General features: G+C 55.2%; 13 protein-coding genes and 1 tRNA gene. 5 read left to right on the top strand and 9 right to left on the bottom strand.

Translation table 11 applies throughout. The features are described from left to right. Positions 1–40: 40 nt before the first annotated feature. Together R0140_RS03165 and evgA are read right to left on the bottom strand one after the other, a co-directional pair. Positions 41–3,283, bottom strand: a complete 3,243-nt coding sequence (locus R0140_RS03165) for an ATP-binding protein (RefSeq protein ID WP_016161848.1) — start codon at positions 3,281–3,283, stop codon at positions 41–43. Positions 3,284–3,287: 4 nt separating this feature from the next. Next, complete coding sequence (gene evgA / locus R0140_RS03170; protein WP_008806546.1) at positions 3,288–3,902, bottom strand: acid-sensing system DNA-binding response regulator EvgA; 615 nt, start codon at positions 3,900–3,902, stop codon at positions 3,288–3,290. Between the two features lie 300 nt (positions 3,903–4,202). Between evgA and R0140_RS03175 the strand changes: the two genes are divergently transcribed. Then, complete coding sequence (locus R0140_RS03175; RefSeq protein WP_163613462.1) at positions 4,203–4,568, top strand: HdeA/HdeB family chaperone; 366 nt, start codon at positions 4,203–4,205, stop codon at positions 4,566–4,568. Between the two features lie 68 nt (positions 4,569–4,636). Here R0140_RS03175 and R0140_RS03180 read toward each other — a convergent pair whose 3' ends face one another. Both R0140_RS03180 and R0140_RS03185 read right to left on the bottom strand, forming a co-directional pair. Then, the gene (locus R0140_RS03180) at positions 4,637–4,909 is read right to left on the bottom strand and encodes a hypothetical protein (protein WP_032691249.1); all 273 of its coding nucleotides are present in this window, start codon (positions 4,907–4,909) and stop codon (positions 4,637–4,639) included. 303 nt (positions 4,910–5,212) lie between these two features. Next, positions 5,213–6,058, bottom strand: coding sequence for an MBL fold metallo-hydrolase (locus R0140_RS03185; RefSeq protein WP_008806543.1), 846 nt, complete (start codon positions 6,056–6,058; stop codon positions 5,213–5,215). A 755-nt stretch (positions 6,059–6,813) separates the two neighbouring features. Here R0140_RS03185 and R0140_RS03190 point away from each other — a divergent pair. Then, on the top strand, positions 6,814–7,041 hold the full coding sequence (locus R0140_RS03190; RefSeq protein ID WP_223168545.1) for a hypothetical protein: 228 nt from the start codon (positions 6,814–6,816) through the stop codon (positions 7,039–7,041). A gap of 92 nt (positions 7,042–7,133) precedes the next feature. Continuing rightward, positions 7,134–7,706 carry a GNAT family N-acetyltransferase gene (locus tag R0140_RS03195; RefSeq protein WP_008806541.1) on the top strand — a complete coding sequence of 191 codons (573 nt, stop codon included), beginning with the start codon at positions 7,134–7,136 and terminating at the stop codon, positions 7,704–7,706. Between the two features lie 159 nt (positions 7,707–7,865). On the opposite strand, the gene R0140_RS03200 is transcribed toward R0140_RS03195, so the two are convergent. Next, positions 7,866–7,941, bottom strand: a tRNA-Ile gene (locus tag R0140_RS03200). A 124-nt stretch (positions 7,942–8,065) separates the two neighbouring features. Between R0140_RS03200 and mug the strand changes: the two genes are divergently transcribed. After that, positions 8,066–8,572, top strand: a complete 507-nt coding sequence (gene mug, locus R0140_RS03205) for a G/U mismatch-specific DNA glycosylase (RefSeq protein ID WP_002917636.1) — start codon at positions 8,066–8,068, stop codon at positions 8,570–8,572. Positions 8,573–8,671: 99 nt separating this feature from the next. Here mug and rpoD read toward each other — a convergent pair whose 3' ends face one another. From rpoD to rpsU, 3 genes are all read right to left on the bottom strand, one after another. Then, the gene (gene rpoD / locus R0140_RS03210) at positions 8,672–10,513 is read right to left on the bottom strand and encodes an RNA polymerase sigma factor RpoD (RefSeq protein WP_008806539.1); all 1,842 of its coding nucleotides are present in this window, start codon (positions 10,511–10,513) and stop codon (positions 8,672–8,674) included. Between the two features lie 218 nt (positions 10,514–10,731). Next, positions 10,732–12,477, bottom strand: a complete 1,746-nt coding sequence (gene dnaG, locus R0140_RS03215; protein WP_008806538.1) for a DNA primase — start codon at positions 12,475–12,477, stop codon at positions 10,732–10,734. Between the two features lie 111 nt (positions 12,478–12,588). Continuing rightward, the gene (gene rpsU, locus R0140_RS03220) at positions 12,589–12,804 is read right to left on the bottom strand and encodes a 30S ribosomal protein S21 (RefSeq protein ID WP_001144069.1); all 216 of its coding nucleotides are present in this window, start codon (positions 12,802–12,804) and stop codon (positions 12,589–12,591) included. Positions 12,805–13,041: 237 nt separating this feature from the next. On the opposite strand from rpsU, the gene tsaD reads away from it, so the two are divergent. After that, positions 13,042–14,055, top strand: coding sequence for a tRNA (adenosine(37)-N6)-threonylcarbamoyltransferase complex transferase subunit TsaD (tsaD, locus tag R0140_RS03225; protein ID WP_008806537.1), 1,014 nt, complete (start codon positions 13,042–13,044; stop codon positions 14,053–14,055). A gap of 44 nt (positions 14,056–14,099) precedes the next feature. Here tsaD and R0140_RS03230 read toward each other — a convergent pair whose 3' ends face one another. Next, positions 14,100–15,707: a purine-cytosine permease family protein gene (locus R0140_RS03230; protein ID WP_032731264.1), complete on the bottom strand. Its 1,608-nt coding sequence runs from the start codon at positions 15,705–15,707 to the stop codon at positions 14,100–14,102. Between the last annotated feature and the right edge of the window lie 32 nt (positions 15,708–15,739).

Genomic DNA, 15,739 nt, shown 5'->3' on the forward strand with positions numbered 1-15,739 from the left:
CCCTTAACGCTCGGGCAGGCGGACTGCCCGAGCGGAACGGCTAGCGGCCGATCAGGGCGTTGATTTCGCCGTCGATCTCGCGCATGACGCCGGTGATGTGCTGTACCACCTCCAGACAGCTTGCCGGCGTCAGCGAATCAGGTCGCTTAGCCTCAAAAGGGGCGCACAATTGTTGTAGCGCAGTAATCCCCAGAATTTGTGCTGAACCGTGCAGACGGTGCAGCGCTCGCAGAAAGGTCTGCGGTTCATGCCGGGCGATAGCCTGTCCGGCGGCCTGCAAATCTGTGGCCGACGCATCGCGGAACGTCTCCAGTATTTCAGTCATCAGCGCCTGGTCTCCCCCCGTATTTTCGGTCAGCACGCTGAGCTTCAGGTGCCGGGTGACGTTAGGTGATGCGCGGCCCCCCGCTAAACGGCTGAGCTCATGGCTCAGCGTCTGAACCGACACCGGCTTAAACAGACACATATTCATGCCGCTGGCCAGACACGCCTCCCGTGACTGCGGCAGCGCGCTGGCGGTCACGCCCCAAATGACCAGGCCCGGATAGCGACGGCGTAACGAGGCCGCCAGCGCCAGACCATCTTTCCTGGGCATATTGAGGTCCGTGATCAGCAGATCGTAATGTTTGCTGGCGAGCTTATTCTCCGCCTCTTCACCGTCGCAGGCTTCATCGACGCTATAGCCGATGGTGCTGAGCTGGCGTTTAAGCAGCAGCCGGTTGGTGGGGTGGTCGTCCGCTATCAATATCGCCAGTCCGGGCAGGGCCTGCGGCCTGGTGGGCAATGCCTGCGGCGCATGAAGCGCGCAGTGACTCGCCTTGACCGGCAGGGTGATGGTGAAAGTTGTCCCCACCCCCGGGTGACTGACCATCTCCAGTCGACCCTGCATCAGCGCAACCAGCTCTTTGCAAATGACCAGCCCCAGTCCGGAGCCGGTCTGCTGGCGCCCCTGGCGCGCCTGAGCATAGCGGTGGAAGAGAGTAGCCTGCTCTGCTTCACTGATCCCGCAGCCGCTGTCGCTGACGATGAGCGTCAGCTCCCCCTGCGTCTCATCCGCTTGCACCAGCCGGCAACTGACCTGAATCGCACCCTCGGCGGTAAACTTCAGCGCATTGCCGATGAGATTATTGAGGATTTGCCGTAGCGCCTGCGGGTCGAGCCACAGCATGATCCCTTCCTGCAGCGCGTTATGGTGGTGCAGAACGATGCCCTTTTGCTGCGCCAGCGCGTCGAAGGTGTGGCATTGCTGCGACACTAACTGTGCGACATCGCTCCACTGCGGGGTGATCTGGTATTTTCCCGACTCAATCTTGTCGATATCGAGAATATTACCGATAAGTCCCAGCAGGGTTTGCGCCGTCGACCCCGCCAGCTCGATCGCCTCTTTACGCTGGCCGACGTTCAGCTCCGGTTTCGCCAGCAGCTCCAGAAAGCCGACGATGGCGCTGACCGGCGTGCGCAGCTCGTGGCTCATGCTGGCCAGAAAGCGACTCTTCGCTTTTGTCGCCTGAACGGCTTTATCTTTCTCGTGCTCCAGCGCACAGGAGAGCGCCTCCTTCTGCGCCAGCTCGTCTTCCAGCCGCTGTTGGGAGTCTTTGCGTTTGCGTACTTCCCGGCACAGGGAGAGTCCCCAGCCGAGGCTGATGGCGATCAGCACCAGCGCAAAGGCGATCAGCTGGTAAAACTGGCGGCTGTACTGGCTCCAGTTCTCGATTTGCTGGCTGGATATTTTCGACCACTTCTCGGTCATCTGCAGAATATCCCGTGGTGGAATCGCCTGCAGCGCTTTGCCAAGAATGGCGGCCAGCACCGGTTCATCGCGCGGGATGGCCAGCCGAATGGCAGCGACCGGGAGTCCGTCGATGCGGGTGTAGTGCAGGCCCTGCGGATAGTAGTGATCGATCATATAGCGGGCGGAGAGTTCCGAGGCCACGGCGGCATCCACTTCGCCTTCTTCCACCATCTTCATGGCGATACCAACGTTATCTGTCTCCACCCAGTTGACCTGTGGAAAGCGCGTTTTCAGGTCGTGGGCGGCAATCGGCCCCACCGGCAGGGCGATCCGCGCCGATCGCGTCAGCAGATGCGGGTCGGGCGCGCTGCCGCGAGCGACCAGCACAAAGGCCACGTTAATGAGCGGATCGCTGAGGGTGACGTAGGCCTGCGGCTGCGAATTGAGGGTGGCGGCGGGCATGATCGCCCAGTCCTCTTTTTCCATGCGCTTTGCCAGATCGTGGCGATTGCGCACCAGGATGGGTTCAAACTGTAGTCCGGTCTGCAGTGAGAAAATATTCAGCATATCGGCCATGATGCCGCGCAGCTCATCTTCGTCATCCACCAGGGTAAACGGCGGAAAGTAGGGGTTGACCAGCAGGCGGACGCGACGATGCTTCTGCAGCCAGCGCTGCTCCTCGGCGCTAAAGGGGAGGGGGGTATTGAGAAACGACAGATCGCCGCGGTTGAGCCAGTTTTGCATGATCCGCATCGCGGTATCGCTGTCGATGGCATGAATGAAACGATCGAGGATCTGGTGTAACTCCGGCCGATCGTCGCGGGTGACGAAGCGGTTGTGTTGCTCCTGCTGACGAAAATAGTGCGCAATGACCAACGATTGCGAGAAATACTTCGAGATACAGTGGCCAGTGGTGATGTTGTTGCCAATGAAATACTGATTTTCACCGCTGACCACCGAGGCAAGCGCCTGATAGTCGCTATCGTAAAGGGTGATTTTGGCGTTGGGAAACGCCTGCTGAATAATATCGAAAAAGGCGCATTCGCGGGTGCAGGCCAGCGTAACGCGGCGGTCAGTGGTCAGCGGCGGCAGGGGGGATTTCAGCGAGATCACCAGCGCCGGCCAGGTTTTAAGCAGCGGCGCGGATTGATCCAGGCCCGGGGCGAGCGCATCCCGGTGCGCCACCTGAGTGAGCAGGGTATCCACCTGCCGGTCGGCCAGGGCGGTGAGCGCCTGCTGCTCGGTGTCATACTGGCGGATAATCACCTTCAGTCCGAGGCTGTGCGCCATCAGCGCCAGATAGTCGGCGTTAATGCCCTGATAACTTTTCTCGTCGCCGTCATAGACGATGGGTGTCATTTCGGGAAGCCAGGTGCCGATGGTCAACGTCGGTTGTCCGGCAAGCCAGGCTTTCTCCTTAACGCTAAGCGGGATATCGATCGCCGCGATATGAGAATGGCTCTTCAGCTCCAGCTGTTTCATGGCATACGTGGCAGGAGAGAGACTCAGCGCCAACCCGACAACGACGGATAAAATAAGACGAACCGCCATGCCATCACCCTATTTTATTGCGTTGCGCAAAGTCATATAGCTCAAGCAGGGTGCTGCAGCCTAATTTATCCATCAGACGGACCTTATAGGTACTTACCGTTTTATTGCTGATATTCATTTTGCTGCCGATGGTGGTGTAGTCGACGCCGCTGAGAATATAGCGGAACACCTTCATCTCCTGCGTTGACAGCGTATCCAGCCGGTCCTGATCGGTGATGCCGTGGGTGCAGAAGCGTTCCAGTGAAAAGGGGAAATAGCTGTAGCCATTATTGGCTGCGTCGATTGCGGCGAGGATATTATTCATTCCCTCTTTTTTACTCACAAAACCATTTGCTCCGCAGTCGGCGCTGCGTTTGCCGTAGAACAGTTCATTCTTCGCGGAAATGACGATAATTTTTCCCCGGTAACGGCGTTTGCGCAGCTGCTCCAGAACGTCGATGCCGCTGAGCTCCGGAATATCGACATCGACAATCAGCAGGTCAGGCTGCATGCTTTCTGCGGTCTGCACCGCATGGGCGCCGCTGTCGAGTTCTGCCGCGACGGTAATGCCGTTGGTGTCGAGAAGGTTGCGAATGGCGATACGTGCCAATGGATGATCGTCAATGATTATCGCATTCATGGGGGCGTAAATCCTGATATGAAAAAAGAAGGGCGATGCCTGGTGCAGGTGCGGCGGAGGTTATTTTTATCGGTGCCGGAATAAGGCGCAATTGTAACACAAATCGTTTTCGGCCGGGAAAATATTGTGGATGAGTGCTTGTCGAATATATTTGCATATCTGGATGACAGCTGTAGGAACAGGCGTTCACTGACTTCAGCGCTGTCTGCTGTTAAAAAAAATGCAAACGATTAATCTGCTCTTTTTAAGGTGAGTAGCCCGGAATTCCCTCCGGCAACAGCTGGCAGGTAAATAATAACAATGGCAAAAGAAAAGCGCGCCCTCTGGCGAAAATGGGGTTGGAAACGTCTGATGGCAGGAATAATCGTTCTGGCAATAAGTAGCGCCGCGGCGGGAAAGAATATCGCACCCGATGAGGTACGGACTCGCGATATGATGCGCTGTCAGGATTATCTGCAACTGGACCCGCGCACCTGGACGCCGATGGTGATCTGGTTGATGAACGATCCTTTTTCTCTGCAGCCGCCGGAGTGGACCGACTTCCATGAAGCTGAGCTGGTGCTGACGCCGATCCTCACCGAAATCTGCCGCCAGGAGCCAGATGTCTGGCTGACTTCGCTGCGTGAACGGCTCAATTCTTATCAGCAGGTGCGGTCGCTGAATTAAGCGACCGCGGTAAAGCGGCAGGAAAAGTGACTAAGTGTGCAGTCAGCGGCCTTCTCCTGCGCAAAGGCTCAGCAGCGGCCCGCTTTTTTCGACAGGGCGTCGCAGGTTTTGCTCGCTGGCGTCGGGTTGCTGCCGGCACAGATGGCATCCGAGACGGTACTGCCGCCGCCCAGTGGGATCAGTCCGTAAAGTTTCGGCTCGGCGGCTTTTGTCACATAGCATCGATGGCTGGTTTTGCCGATGGTGGCCACAAAATTGGTTTTCACATCCTGCTGCTTCGCATCGGAAATTGTCACCTGTGAAGCATCGACATTAAAAGCAAAGGCGGCGGCCTCTTTCATTTCACTTTCCGTCGCCATTGGCGGTTTAGCTACGCAACCCATTAATAACAATGCCAGACAGGTACTGATTGATATATCCCGTATTTTCATCATTTCGTCCTTTTTGTGAGTCAACGGGTTATATATAAGAGGGGCGAGAGAGGAGTATTGATTTCGATCAGCTGGCGCAGGCGATGGTTATTTTTCAGATATTGACCTGAATTTTAACGAGCCTGGTTGCTGCCGCTGCCGCTGCCGCTGCCGCTGCCGCTGCTGCCGCTGCTGCCGTTTGCTCTCCTGCGTGCCGGCTACCTTCTTTTGCATTCATTTCCCGGCGGCAGAAAAATCTAGTTTTAGCCCAACGCCGACCTCGTTGATTTTGATAAAACGCGCCAGGCTAATCTTAGCCGCAAGATCGGTACAATGGCATGGATAGAGGGAATCTGGGGATAATGCTTTAAGATAATCCCCTGTCTGCGTGAGGCGATCTTCATCGGCATTTTGCAGATGGAATCCGCCAATGACCGACACAATGTGATTCTCTCCGGTAACCTGTTTGGCATATTCGATAATGTTAGCTATTCCCGCGTGAGAACAGCCTGTGACTACCACCAGTCCCTCTTCTGTCTTTATTGCCAACGCAGAATCATCCATAACGTAATCATCAGTGATTTCGCCGTTATCATCCACCGTTTGGCCTACCGGTGTCAGCATCTCGAATTTATTGTCCCTTGGTATTTGACCAAGAAAGATGATGTTTTCAGTGAGTGGATAAGGTTTTTTGCTGCAAATTTTATCGAAGAAGAGATCATTTTGATCGAATCTGTAGTTGATCCCTATAGATTTTGCATCAAAATACTTTGGGTTTAATGCATCTGGATGGCAAACTAAGTTTATCTTTCTCTCAGGCGTGAAATTTAGGCGATCATAATGTTGGGTTAAATGATTGAGGCCCCAGGTATGATCGTTATGCCCATGCGATAAAACGATACTATCGATGGTGGTTAAATCAATTTGCAACGTTTGCGCATTCTGCAAAAAAACATCCGAATATCCGGTATCGAAAAGGATTTTTTGTCCATCATGCTCAATCAGATAGGATACACCAGGCTCACCGACAAGATACCTGTCAATTAATGTATTATTATCAACCAGAACCGTTAATTGCATCAGCAAATCCTCGATGTTGCGCCAACAATATGAAAAGGAAACTCTTTCTATTATGGACCGGTGTTATGCCACATTCATTGCGGATAAGCAATTCACCAACATTTGGCTTGCACGTTAATGCTGGCTAGCCACCTGCAGGAAAAAGAATGGGCACAGCTAAAAAATTCGCAAAGCCCGCTTCTTGCTTGAGTTAGCTATTAATGCAGACGCGGCAACTATCGTGTCAATGGCAGCGGTGGCAGGGCAATCACTGTCTTTCATTCCTGACAACTTAACCTGTCTATGAGTATGCCGGTATTACGCCACGCCCTCGTGGTAGACCGAATGAACGCGACCGTCAGGTCGGGCCGTTCGACATCCACGATCCTGAGGGCTGCAGGGATGGAAATGCGCAATTGCCCGCATCGCTGAACTGACTTGAGAAACGTCGTATCCAGTAGCATTGCTAATGTTGATATATCTTATTTCTATTTGTTATTAATGAATTGTTGACAATATTTAGCTGAACTGATTCAGCTTTATCCCGGCAGGATAAAGTTTTATAAAAATTATGTAGTTAAAATTTAAAGGATTGTAATCAGCTCGCAAGGTAAAAAGATCGTCTGGATTTTATCCGCTATCTTGAAGGGGTTAATAAATCTGCGTTATAAATTGACCGCACTATTTAGAATGAAATGGAAATATCTGAATGCGTTATTCAGATAAATAGTGAAACAAATCTTATTATACTGGTAGCTTCAGGACAGGGTATGTTTATGAAGAATGGAATTATTCTATCAATCGCCGATCGTATCAAAGACGCGCTTCCCATACCAACAGACGAATTCAGGAAAAGGCTTGAAGAGGACTGTTATGTAATATGGAAACTACCGCAATTTTATATCCGGCAAATCACCCAGTCCTCCATCATTCCCGCCTGTACTGATTATATTGAAGCAAAAAATGCAGAGGTACATGGCGCTTATGGTTCTGCCCGCCATTAAAAACAATGGTGAAATCATTCGCAAAGTTCTGTTTGTCACCGTGGGTGCGATGATGGTGACGCTTTCAGTAAAATATTTTACAGGAGTATGAAATGGCAATGGTCAATGAAAATATCGTCATTCGTCTGGCGCAAGACGTAGACATCCCTGAGGTGAAACAATTGCTGGAGCGCTATCACGCTAAAAATCTTGCAGGCGAGCAGCGGGCGAATGGATTTGTCACCACCGATATGACGCAGCAGCAATTAAGCGAACTGAGTTCAGCCGAAAGTGGTGTAGTGATCGCTGTTGATCGTTCATGTAACAAGGTTATTGGCCTGTTGCTCGGCGGATCGTGGGAATTTCTCAGCCCCTGGCCCATGTTTAAATATATGGCAAGTATTCTCAACGAATATCGCTACCAGGGGAAAAAACTGGATGCGGCTAGCTCATATCAGTATGGCCCCATCTGCGTCGCAGAAGAGTATCGTGGTCAGGGCGTGGGCGAGTTGCTGCTTGAGTATCAGCGCAAGGTGTTCGCCCCGCGTTATCCCGTCATCGTTACTTTCGTCAATGTACTGAACCCGCGCTCGTATGCGTTTCATACCCGCAACCAGTTTGAAGACGTCGGTTTCTTTAACTTCAATGGCAATAAGTACCACATGATGGCATTACCGACCTCCTGAGCGTTGGGCTGAAATAGTGCGGTATACCCGGCGGGCGTCTTCGGCGCCTGTCGGCATAAGCGCAGGTCCAGGTTAAGCCGGTGGTTTGCCGATCGCTGTTCTCTTCAGGGAAGGCTGAAAAGGAAAAGGGCCTACGTTTGCACGTAAGCCCTTGATATCTGGTGGCCCCTGTTGGGTTTGAACCAACGACCAAGCGATTATGAGTCGCCTGCTCTAACCACTGAGCTAAGGGGCCGTGGCGAGGGATTATAAAGTAACTGACGGTTGCAATCCAGCGTAAAGCGCGCAGCTGCTGTTTTTATAAACAATGCATTTTCAATCCTTTATAATCATGTTTTAGCCATACAGCCGGAGAAAACATGATTAGCGATATCCTTGCGCCGGGCCTGCGCGTTGTCTTTTGCGGTATCAACCCGGGGAAGTCCTCCGCCCATACCGGCTTTCATTTTGCCCATCCTGGCAATCGCTTCTGGAAGGTCATCCATCAGGCCGGATTCACCGATCGACAGCTCAGGCCGGAAGAGGAGCTGCAGCTGCTGGATACGCGCTGCGGCATCACCATGCTGGTAGAGCGACCGACGGTGCAGGCCAGCGAGGTCGCCCTGCAGGAGCTGCGCAGCGGTGGCCGTGAGCTGGTGAGGAAGATTGAGGAGTATCAGCCGCAGGCGCTGGCGGTGCTCGGCAAGCAGGCCTTCGAGCTCGCCTTTAACCAGCGCGGCGCGAAGTGGGGGAAACAGGCTATGACCATCGGGACGACCCAGGTCTGGGTGCTGCCCAATCCCAGCGGCTTAAACCGGGCGACGCTCGATAAGCTGGTGGCGGCCTATCGTGAACTGGATGATGCCCTGGCGACCCGCGGCCAGTAGCGGAGAGAGGCGACTTTCCCCGGATGGCCACCTGAACGCCATAAAAAAAGCTCCCCGCAGGGAGCTTTTTAACCGGCTGTGGACGATGTCCCGCGACGATTAATCGTCGAGGAAGCTACGCAGCACTTCAGAACGGCTCGGGTGGCGCAGTTTACGCAGCGCCTTCGCTTCGATCTGACGGATACGTTCGCGGGTAACGTCGAACTGTTTACCCACTTCTTCCAGCGTGTGGTCGGTGTTCATGTCGATACCGAAACGCATACGCAGGACTTTCGCTTCACGAGCGGTAAGGCCGGCCAGCACGTCGTGCGTTGCCGCACGCAGGCTCTCGGTGGTCGCGGAATCCAGCGGCAGCTCGAGGGTGGTATCCTCGATGAAATCCCCCAGATGCGAATCTTCATCGTCGCCGATCGGCGTTTCCATGGAGATAGGCTCTTTGGCGATCTTCAGCACCTTACGGATTTTGTCTTCCGGCATCAGCATCCGCTCAGCCAGCTCTTCCGGGGTCGGTTCACGGCCCATCTCCTGCAGCATCTGACGGGAGATACGGTTGAGCTTGTTAATGGTCTCAATCATATGCACCGGAATACGGATGGTGCGCGCCTGATCCGCGATGGAGCGGGTGATCGCCTGACGGATCCACCAGGTAGCGTAGGTCGAGAACTTGTAGCCGCGACGGTATTCGAACTTATCAACCGCTTTCATCAGACCGATGTTGCCTTCCTGAATCAGATCGAGGAACTGCAGACCACGGTTGGTGTATTTCTTGGCGATAGAGATAACCAGACGCAAGTTCGCTTCCACCATCTCTTTCTTCGCACGGCGGGCTTTCGCTTCACCGATGGACATGCGACGGTTGATGTCTTTCACCTGTTCGATGGTCAGGCCGGTCTCTTCTTCGATCTGCTGCAGCTTCTGCAGGCCGCGCTGCACGTCTTCTTTCACTTCCAGCAGCTTCTCGGACCACGGCTTGTTCATTGCTACCGCAGCGTTGAACCAGGTTTCGCTGGTTTCGTTGCCGGTGAACAGCGTGATGAAGTTTTTCTTCGGCATTTTGCACTGCTCAACGCACAGCTTCATGATGATACGTTCCTGAGTACGAACGCGATCCATCATGCTGCGCATGCTGTTGACCAGGTAATCGAACTGCTTCGGCACCAGGCGGAACTGCTTGAAGACTTCAGACAGCTTCAGGATCTCTTCCTGCGCGGCGGCATGGCTACGACCTTTGGCTTTGATGGTGTCGCGCGTCAGCTCGTACTGGGTACGCAGCTCGGCGAACTTCTCACGGGCCAGCTCTGGGTCGATGCTGTTGTCGTCATCGCTGTTGTCGTCGGCGTCGTCATCTTCATCTTCGTCTTCGTCGTCATCCATCTCTTCCTGAGACAGCTCGGAGCCAACGTGCGTGGCGGTCGGCGCCATGTCTTCTTCGGCGTTCGGATCGACGAAACCGGTGATCAGATCGGACAGACGGGCTTCTTCCGCTTCGACGCGGTCGTACTGCTCAAGCAGGTAGGTGATCGCTTCCGGGTATTCGGCAACGGAGCACTGGACCTGGTTGATCCCATCTTCGATGCGTTTGGCGATGTCGATTTCGCCTTCACGGGTCAGCAGCTCTACGGTACCCATTTCACGCATGTACATGCGCACCGGGTCGGTCGTGCGTCCGATTTCGGATTCCACGCTGGAGAGCACCTGCGCGGCAGCTTCGGCAGCATCTTCATCCGCGGTGTTTTCGGCAAGCATCAGATCATCGGCATCCGGTGCTTCTTCCATCACCTGAATACCCATGTCGTTGATCATTTGGATGATGTCTTCGATCTGATCGGAATCGACGATATCTTCCGGCAGATGGTCATTGACCTCGGCATAGGTCAGATAGCCTTGCTCCTTACCACGTTGGACAAGAAGCTTCAGCTGTGACTGCGGGTTTTGCTCCATAAGACGGTATCCACACTTAATTCGTTTGATTGGTGTCGGCAGGCGGGCTGTCGACATTTAAAGCGAGGGCGTACTTATATTATTGCCGCTGCGCCTCTGCGCGGCTGTCGGGGGCTTCCCGATCGATACTCGGCACTTAAGCCGTTAAATACTTTTCCCTCACGTTGTTCTGCGTTTTCTTACTGCTTTGATACAACGTGAAGGATATTGTCTGTCATTTATTTTTTCGCCAGCTCCTGGCTGATGGTCCAGAGTTCCCGGCGTTCTTCACTGCTTAAACCGTGTGTGCGATCGCGAGCTATCAACTCTTCCTGTCGCAGTTCCAGCAGTGAATCAAACATATGGTTAAGCGAGTCGGTGAAGGTTTTTTCAGCGATATCTTTATCTGCTATATCGTCCCACATCGACAGTTTTTCAAGGGTTGCAGCCTCTTTTGTGCCGCGATATTGCTCTAAAAGTTGCCCGGTCGTCAGACCAGGCTGCGCCAGACAGCTTTTCACCAACTCGCTGAACAGGCTAAGGCCTGGCATTTTGCGCGAGTCCAGTCCCTCCAGCGGCGGGACTAACGGCGCCAGATCCGGGTTTTGCACCAGCAGTCCTATCAGTATACGCATGGTCGTGCGTTTTAGCTGTGGCGCGGGACGCGGCGCGCCATTTTCAGACTGTTTTGGCATTAAACGTTCAAGCTGTGCGTCATCTAAAATGCCCAGCTTGTTGCCCAGCTCCTGACGCAAGTAGATGCGCAGCGTTTCGCCCGGGACCTGGGTTATCAGCGGCAGCGCCAACGTGCTCAGCTGCGCGCGCCCGTCCGGGGTACTCAGATCGACCTGCGGCAGCAGGCTGTTAAACAAGAACGTGGAGAGCGGCTGAGCCTGCTCCATCCGCGCCTCAAACGCCGCTTTGCCCTCTTTACGCACCAGCGTATCCGGGTCTTCGCCGTCAGGCAGAAACATAAAACGCAGCTGGCGGCCATCGGTCATGTACGGCAGCGCCGTCTCCAGCGCGCGCCAGGCGGCATCGCGGCCGGCCCGGTCGCCGTCGTAGCAGCAGATGACGTTATTGGTCACCCGAAACAGCAGCTGGATATGGTCGGCCGTGGTCGAGGTGCCCAGCGAGGCCACGGCATAGTTGATGTCGTATTGCGCCAGCGCCACGACGTCCATATACCCTTCGACAACCAGCAAACGCGGTGGTTCGGGATTGTCCTGCTGCGCTTCATACAGGCCATACAGCTGACGGCCTTTATGGAATATGTCGGTTTCCGGGGAGTTCAGATACTTCGGCAGGGCATCGCCCAGCACTCGTCCGCCAAACCCAATTACCCGGCCTCGCTTATCGCGGATGGGGAACATCACCCGTTCGCGGAAGCGGTCGTAACTGCGTCCCTGATCGTTGGTGACCAGCATGCCGGCATCAATAAGCGACTGGCGGTTTTCCTGATTGCCGCCAAAACGTTTTAAAACGTTATCCCAACCCGGGGGAGCATAGCCGATGGCAAAGCGCGTAATCACCTCGCTGCTTAACCCCCGTTTTGCCAGGTACTGGCGCGCAGGGTCGGCGGCGGGCTGCATCAGAGACTGTTGGTAAAACGCATTCAGCCCATCCAGTAACTGGTAGAGGTTCTGCCGTTGATGGCGCTCTATCTGGCTGGGTCCGTTGCCTGCTTCATAAGGCACTTCAAGGTTGTGCATGGCGGCCAGCTCTTCGACCGTTTCCACGAACTCGAGCTTGTCGTAGTTCATCAGGAAGTCGATAGCATTGCCGTGCGCCCCGCAGCCGAAGCAGTGGTAAAACTGTTTTTCACCGTTGACGGTGAAAGAGGGGGTTTTTTCGTTATGGAACGGACAGCACGCGTGAAAATTTTTGCCCTGCTTTTTCAGCTTTACCCGCGCATCGATCAGATCGACGATGTCGGTTCTGGCAAGCAGATCGCTAATAAATACACGTGGAATTCGTCCAGCCATAAGCCCCGTTATTTCTGATGACTATAAACGAAAATAAGCCGCGCATTCCTTTCGGAAGCACGGCCTTACAACTACAACTCGGTCTGAATTGAGAGCGTCGCTCTCAACAGATTAGTACAGACGAGTACGGCGTGCGTTTTCGCGAGCCAGTTTCTTCGCGTGACGTTTCACTGCAGAAGCTTTAGCGCGCTTACGTTCGGTAGTCGGTTTTTCATAGAACTCACGACGACGAACTTCCGCCAGAACACCTGCTTTTTCGCAGGAACGCTTGAAGCGACGCAGAGCTACGTCGAACGGCTCGTTTTCACGTACTTTAATTACCGGCATGTGCCTCTCACCTTTGATTAATTCGGTTTGCCGCTGGCCGCAATGCCAGCTTATTTCAAAATGGTGCGGAATTTTACTGCAACTACTGCTGCTTTGTAAAGCACCGGCGCCTTTTTTGAAAGGGACTTTTATAAGGGTGAGGAGTATACACGAAGAGAGCACCAGGGGTGAGCAAAGTTTTACATCGCCGGTCATTGGACCTACACTGCGCGGTATTGAAGCGAGGTAAAACAACTCATGCGTGTACTGGGCATTGAAACATCCTGCGATGAAACCGGCATCGCGATTTATGACGACCAGCAAGGTCTGTTAGCCAACCAACTGTATAGTCAGGTGAAACTGCATGCGGACTACGGCGGCGTGGTGCCGGAGCTGGCATCGCGCGACCACGTGCGCAAAACGGTGCCGCTGATCCAGGCGGCGCTGAAAGAAGCCGGTCTGACGGCGAAAGATATCGACGCCGTCGCCTATACGGCGGGTCCTGGCCTGGTCGGCGCGCTGCTGGTCGGGGCGACCGTTGGCCGGTCGCTGGCCTTCGCCTGGAACGTGCCGGCGATCCCGGTACACCATATGGAAGGGCACCTGCTGGCGCCGATGCTGGAAGATAACCCACCGGCGTTCCCGTTCGTCGCGCTGCTGGTTTCCGGCGGCCACACCCAGTTGATTAGCGTCACTGGTATTGGTCAGTATGAACTGCTGGGCGAGTCGATTGACGATGCGGCGGGCGAAGCCTTTGATAAGACGGCGAAACTGCTGGGACTGGATTATCCCGGCGGGCCGATGCTGTCGAAAATGGCCGCTCAGGGCACCGAAGGCCGCTTTGTCTTCCCGCGGCCGATGACCGACCGCCCGGGGCTCGATTTCAGCTTCTCAGGCCTGAAAACTTTCGCCGCCAACACCATTCGTAATAATGGCGACGATGAGCAAACCCGCGCCGACATCGCCCGGGCATTTGAGGATGCGGTCGTCGATACGCTGATGATTAAATGTCGCCGCGCGCTGGAGCAAACCGGCTTTAAGCGTCTGGTGATGGCGGGAGGCGTGAGCGCCAACCGTACCCTGCGGGCGAAGCTGGCGGAGATGATGCAAAAACGCGGCGGCGAGGTGTTCTACGCCCGCCCTGAGTTCTGTACTGACAACGGCGCGATGATCGCCTACGCCGGCATGGTGCGTCTGCAAACCGGCGCCAAAGCCGAGCTCGGCGTGACGGTTCGCCCGCGCTGGCCGCTGGCCGAGCTGCCTGCCGCCTAACGCATCCTGAAACAGGCCGACGTCACGTCGGCCTGCCTTTCTGACTACTCCATACTTTTACACAGCGAGCAGATGGCTCCCTGATGCTTGTGTGAGTGCATCACATCCGGGCGCTCGTACTCTTCCTCACAGCTAACGCATTGATACACGGTGGTGGAGGCGTTCCCCGCCGCGTCATAGCGCGGCTCGGCGATGCCGTCATCCACCTGCTTAATATAGTAGCGCCCGCGGGTAAGGATCCCCATCAGCGGGGTCATGACAAAGGCGACGACCAGCGCAATCAGCGGCGAGAACGGCGCCAGCGTCGCGCCCAGCAGGCCGAAGAAGGCGCAGATCGACAGCCCGGCGGCCAGACCAAAGGAGACCACGCCTACCGGGTTAACGTTGTAGATCATGCCGCGACGATACTCCGGCTGCGCCGGCGCCAGCTTGAGCAAGCCTTTATTAAAGGTGATGTCGGTCGCCACCACCACGACCCAGGCGATGGCGAAGTTGGAGTAAAAGCCGAGGATCCACGACAAGGCGCTGAACATATCGCCTTCCATCAGCGCCAGGGCAATCGCCAAGTTGACTACCACAAAAATAATCCGTCCCGGATAGCGTTTGGTGGTGCGGGTCCAGGCGCTGGTCCACGCCAGCGAGCCGGAGTAGGCATTGGTGACGTTAATTTTGATCTGCGAGATCACCACCAGCACCACCGCCAGCGTCAGGGCCAGCCAGCCGGGCACCAGGTTATCGAAGACGCTGACGAACTGCTGCACCGGTTCGGTATTGTGCACCGCCGGGAAACGGGTCAACAGATAGAAGCCGAGGAAGGCGCCGATGATCTGTTTGATCGCGCCTAACACCACCCAGCCCGGGCCGGCGGAAAAGACCGCCAGCCACCAGCTTTTACGGTTCTCCGCGGTCTTAGGCGGCATAAAGCGCAGGTAATCAATTTGCTCGCCAATCTGCATGATCAGCGACAGGCATACCCCGGCGCCGAGCATGATGGCGGTGATATCCACCGTCGACGCGCTGTTTTTACCGGCGAAATGCAGGAAGCCGTCCACCAGCTGCGGATCTTTGACAATCAGCCACACCACCGGCACCACCATCAGCACCAGCCACAGCGGGGTGGTCCATACCTGCAGGCGGGTCAGGGCTTTCATGCCATAGACCACCAGCGGGAGCACCATCAGGGTGGCGATCAGATACCCCATCCACAGCGGGATCCCGAGGCCCACCAGCAGCCCCTGGGCCATGATCGAGCCTTCGAGGGCGAAGAAGATAAAGGTGAAGCCGGCAAAAATAATGCTGGTGATCACCGAGCCGAAATAGCCGAAGCCGGCGCTGCGGGTGATCAGGTCAAGGTCAATGTTGTAGCGCGCGGCGGTGATCGCCAGCGGAATGCCGGTGAGGAAGATCACCAGCGCCGCCACCAGGATCGAATAGATGGCGTTGCTGGTGCCCCAGGCCATACCGATGCTGGCGCCGATGGAAAAGTCGGCCAGGTAGGCGATGCCGCCCAGCGCCGTGACCGCGACGACGCCCGGTCCCCAGCGGCGGAAGCTCAGCGGGGCATAACGTAAGGTGTAATCTTCTAAGGTTTCCCGGGAGCCGGAAGTCCGCGTTGTCGCAGGTAATTCAGGGTTGAGATCCAGTGATGACATAGTCATTCCTTAATGGTTAGGCATGACTTGAA

The sequence above is a fragment of the Klebsiella sp. w6 genome, from assembly GCF_033100215.1.
In the GTDB taxonomy this organism is placed as follows: Bacteria; Pseudomonadota; Gammaproteobacteria; order Enterobacterales; family Enterobacteriaceae; genus Klebsiella; species Klebsiella variicola.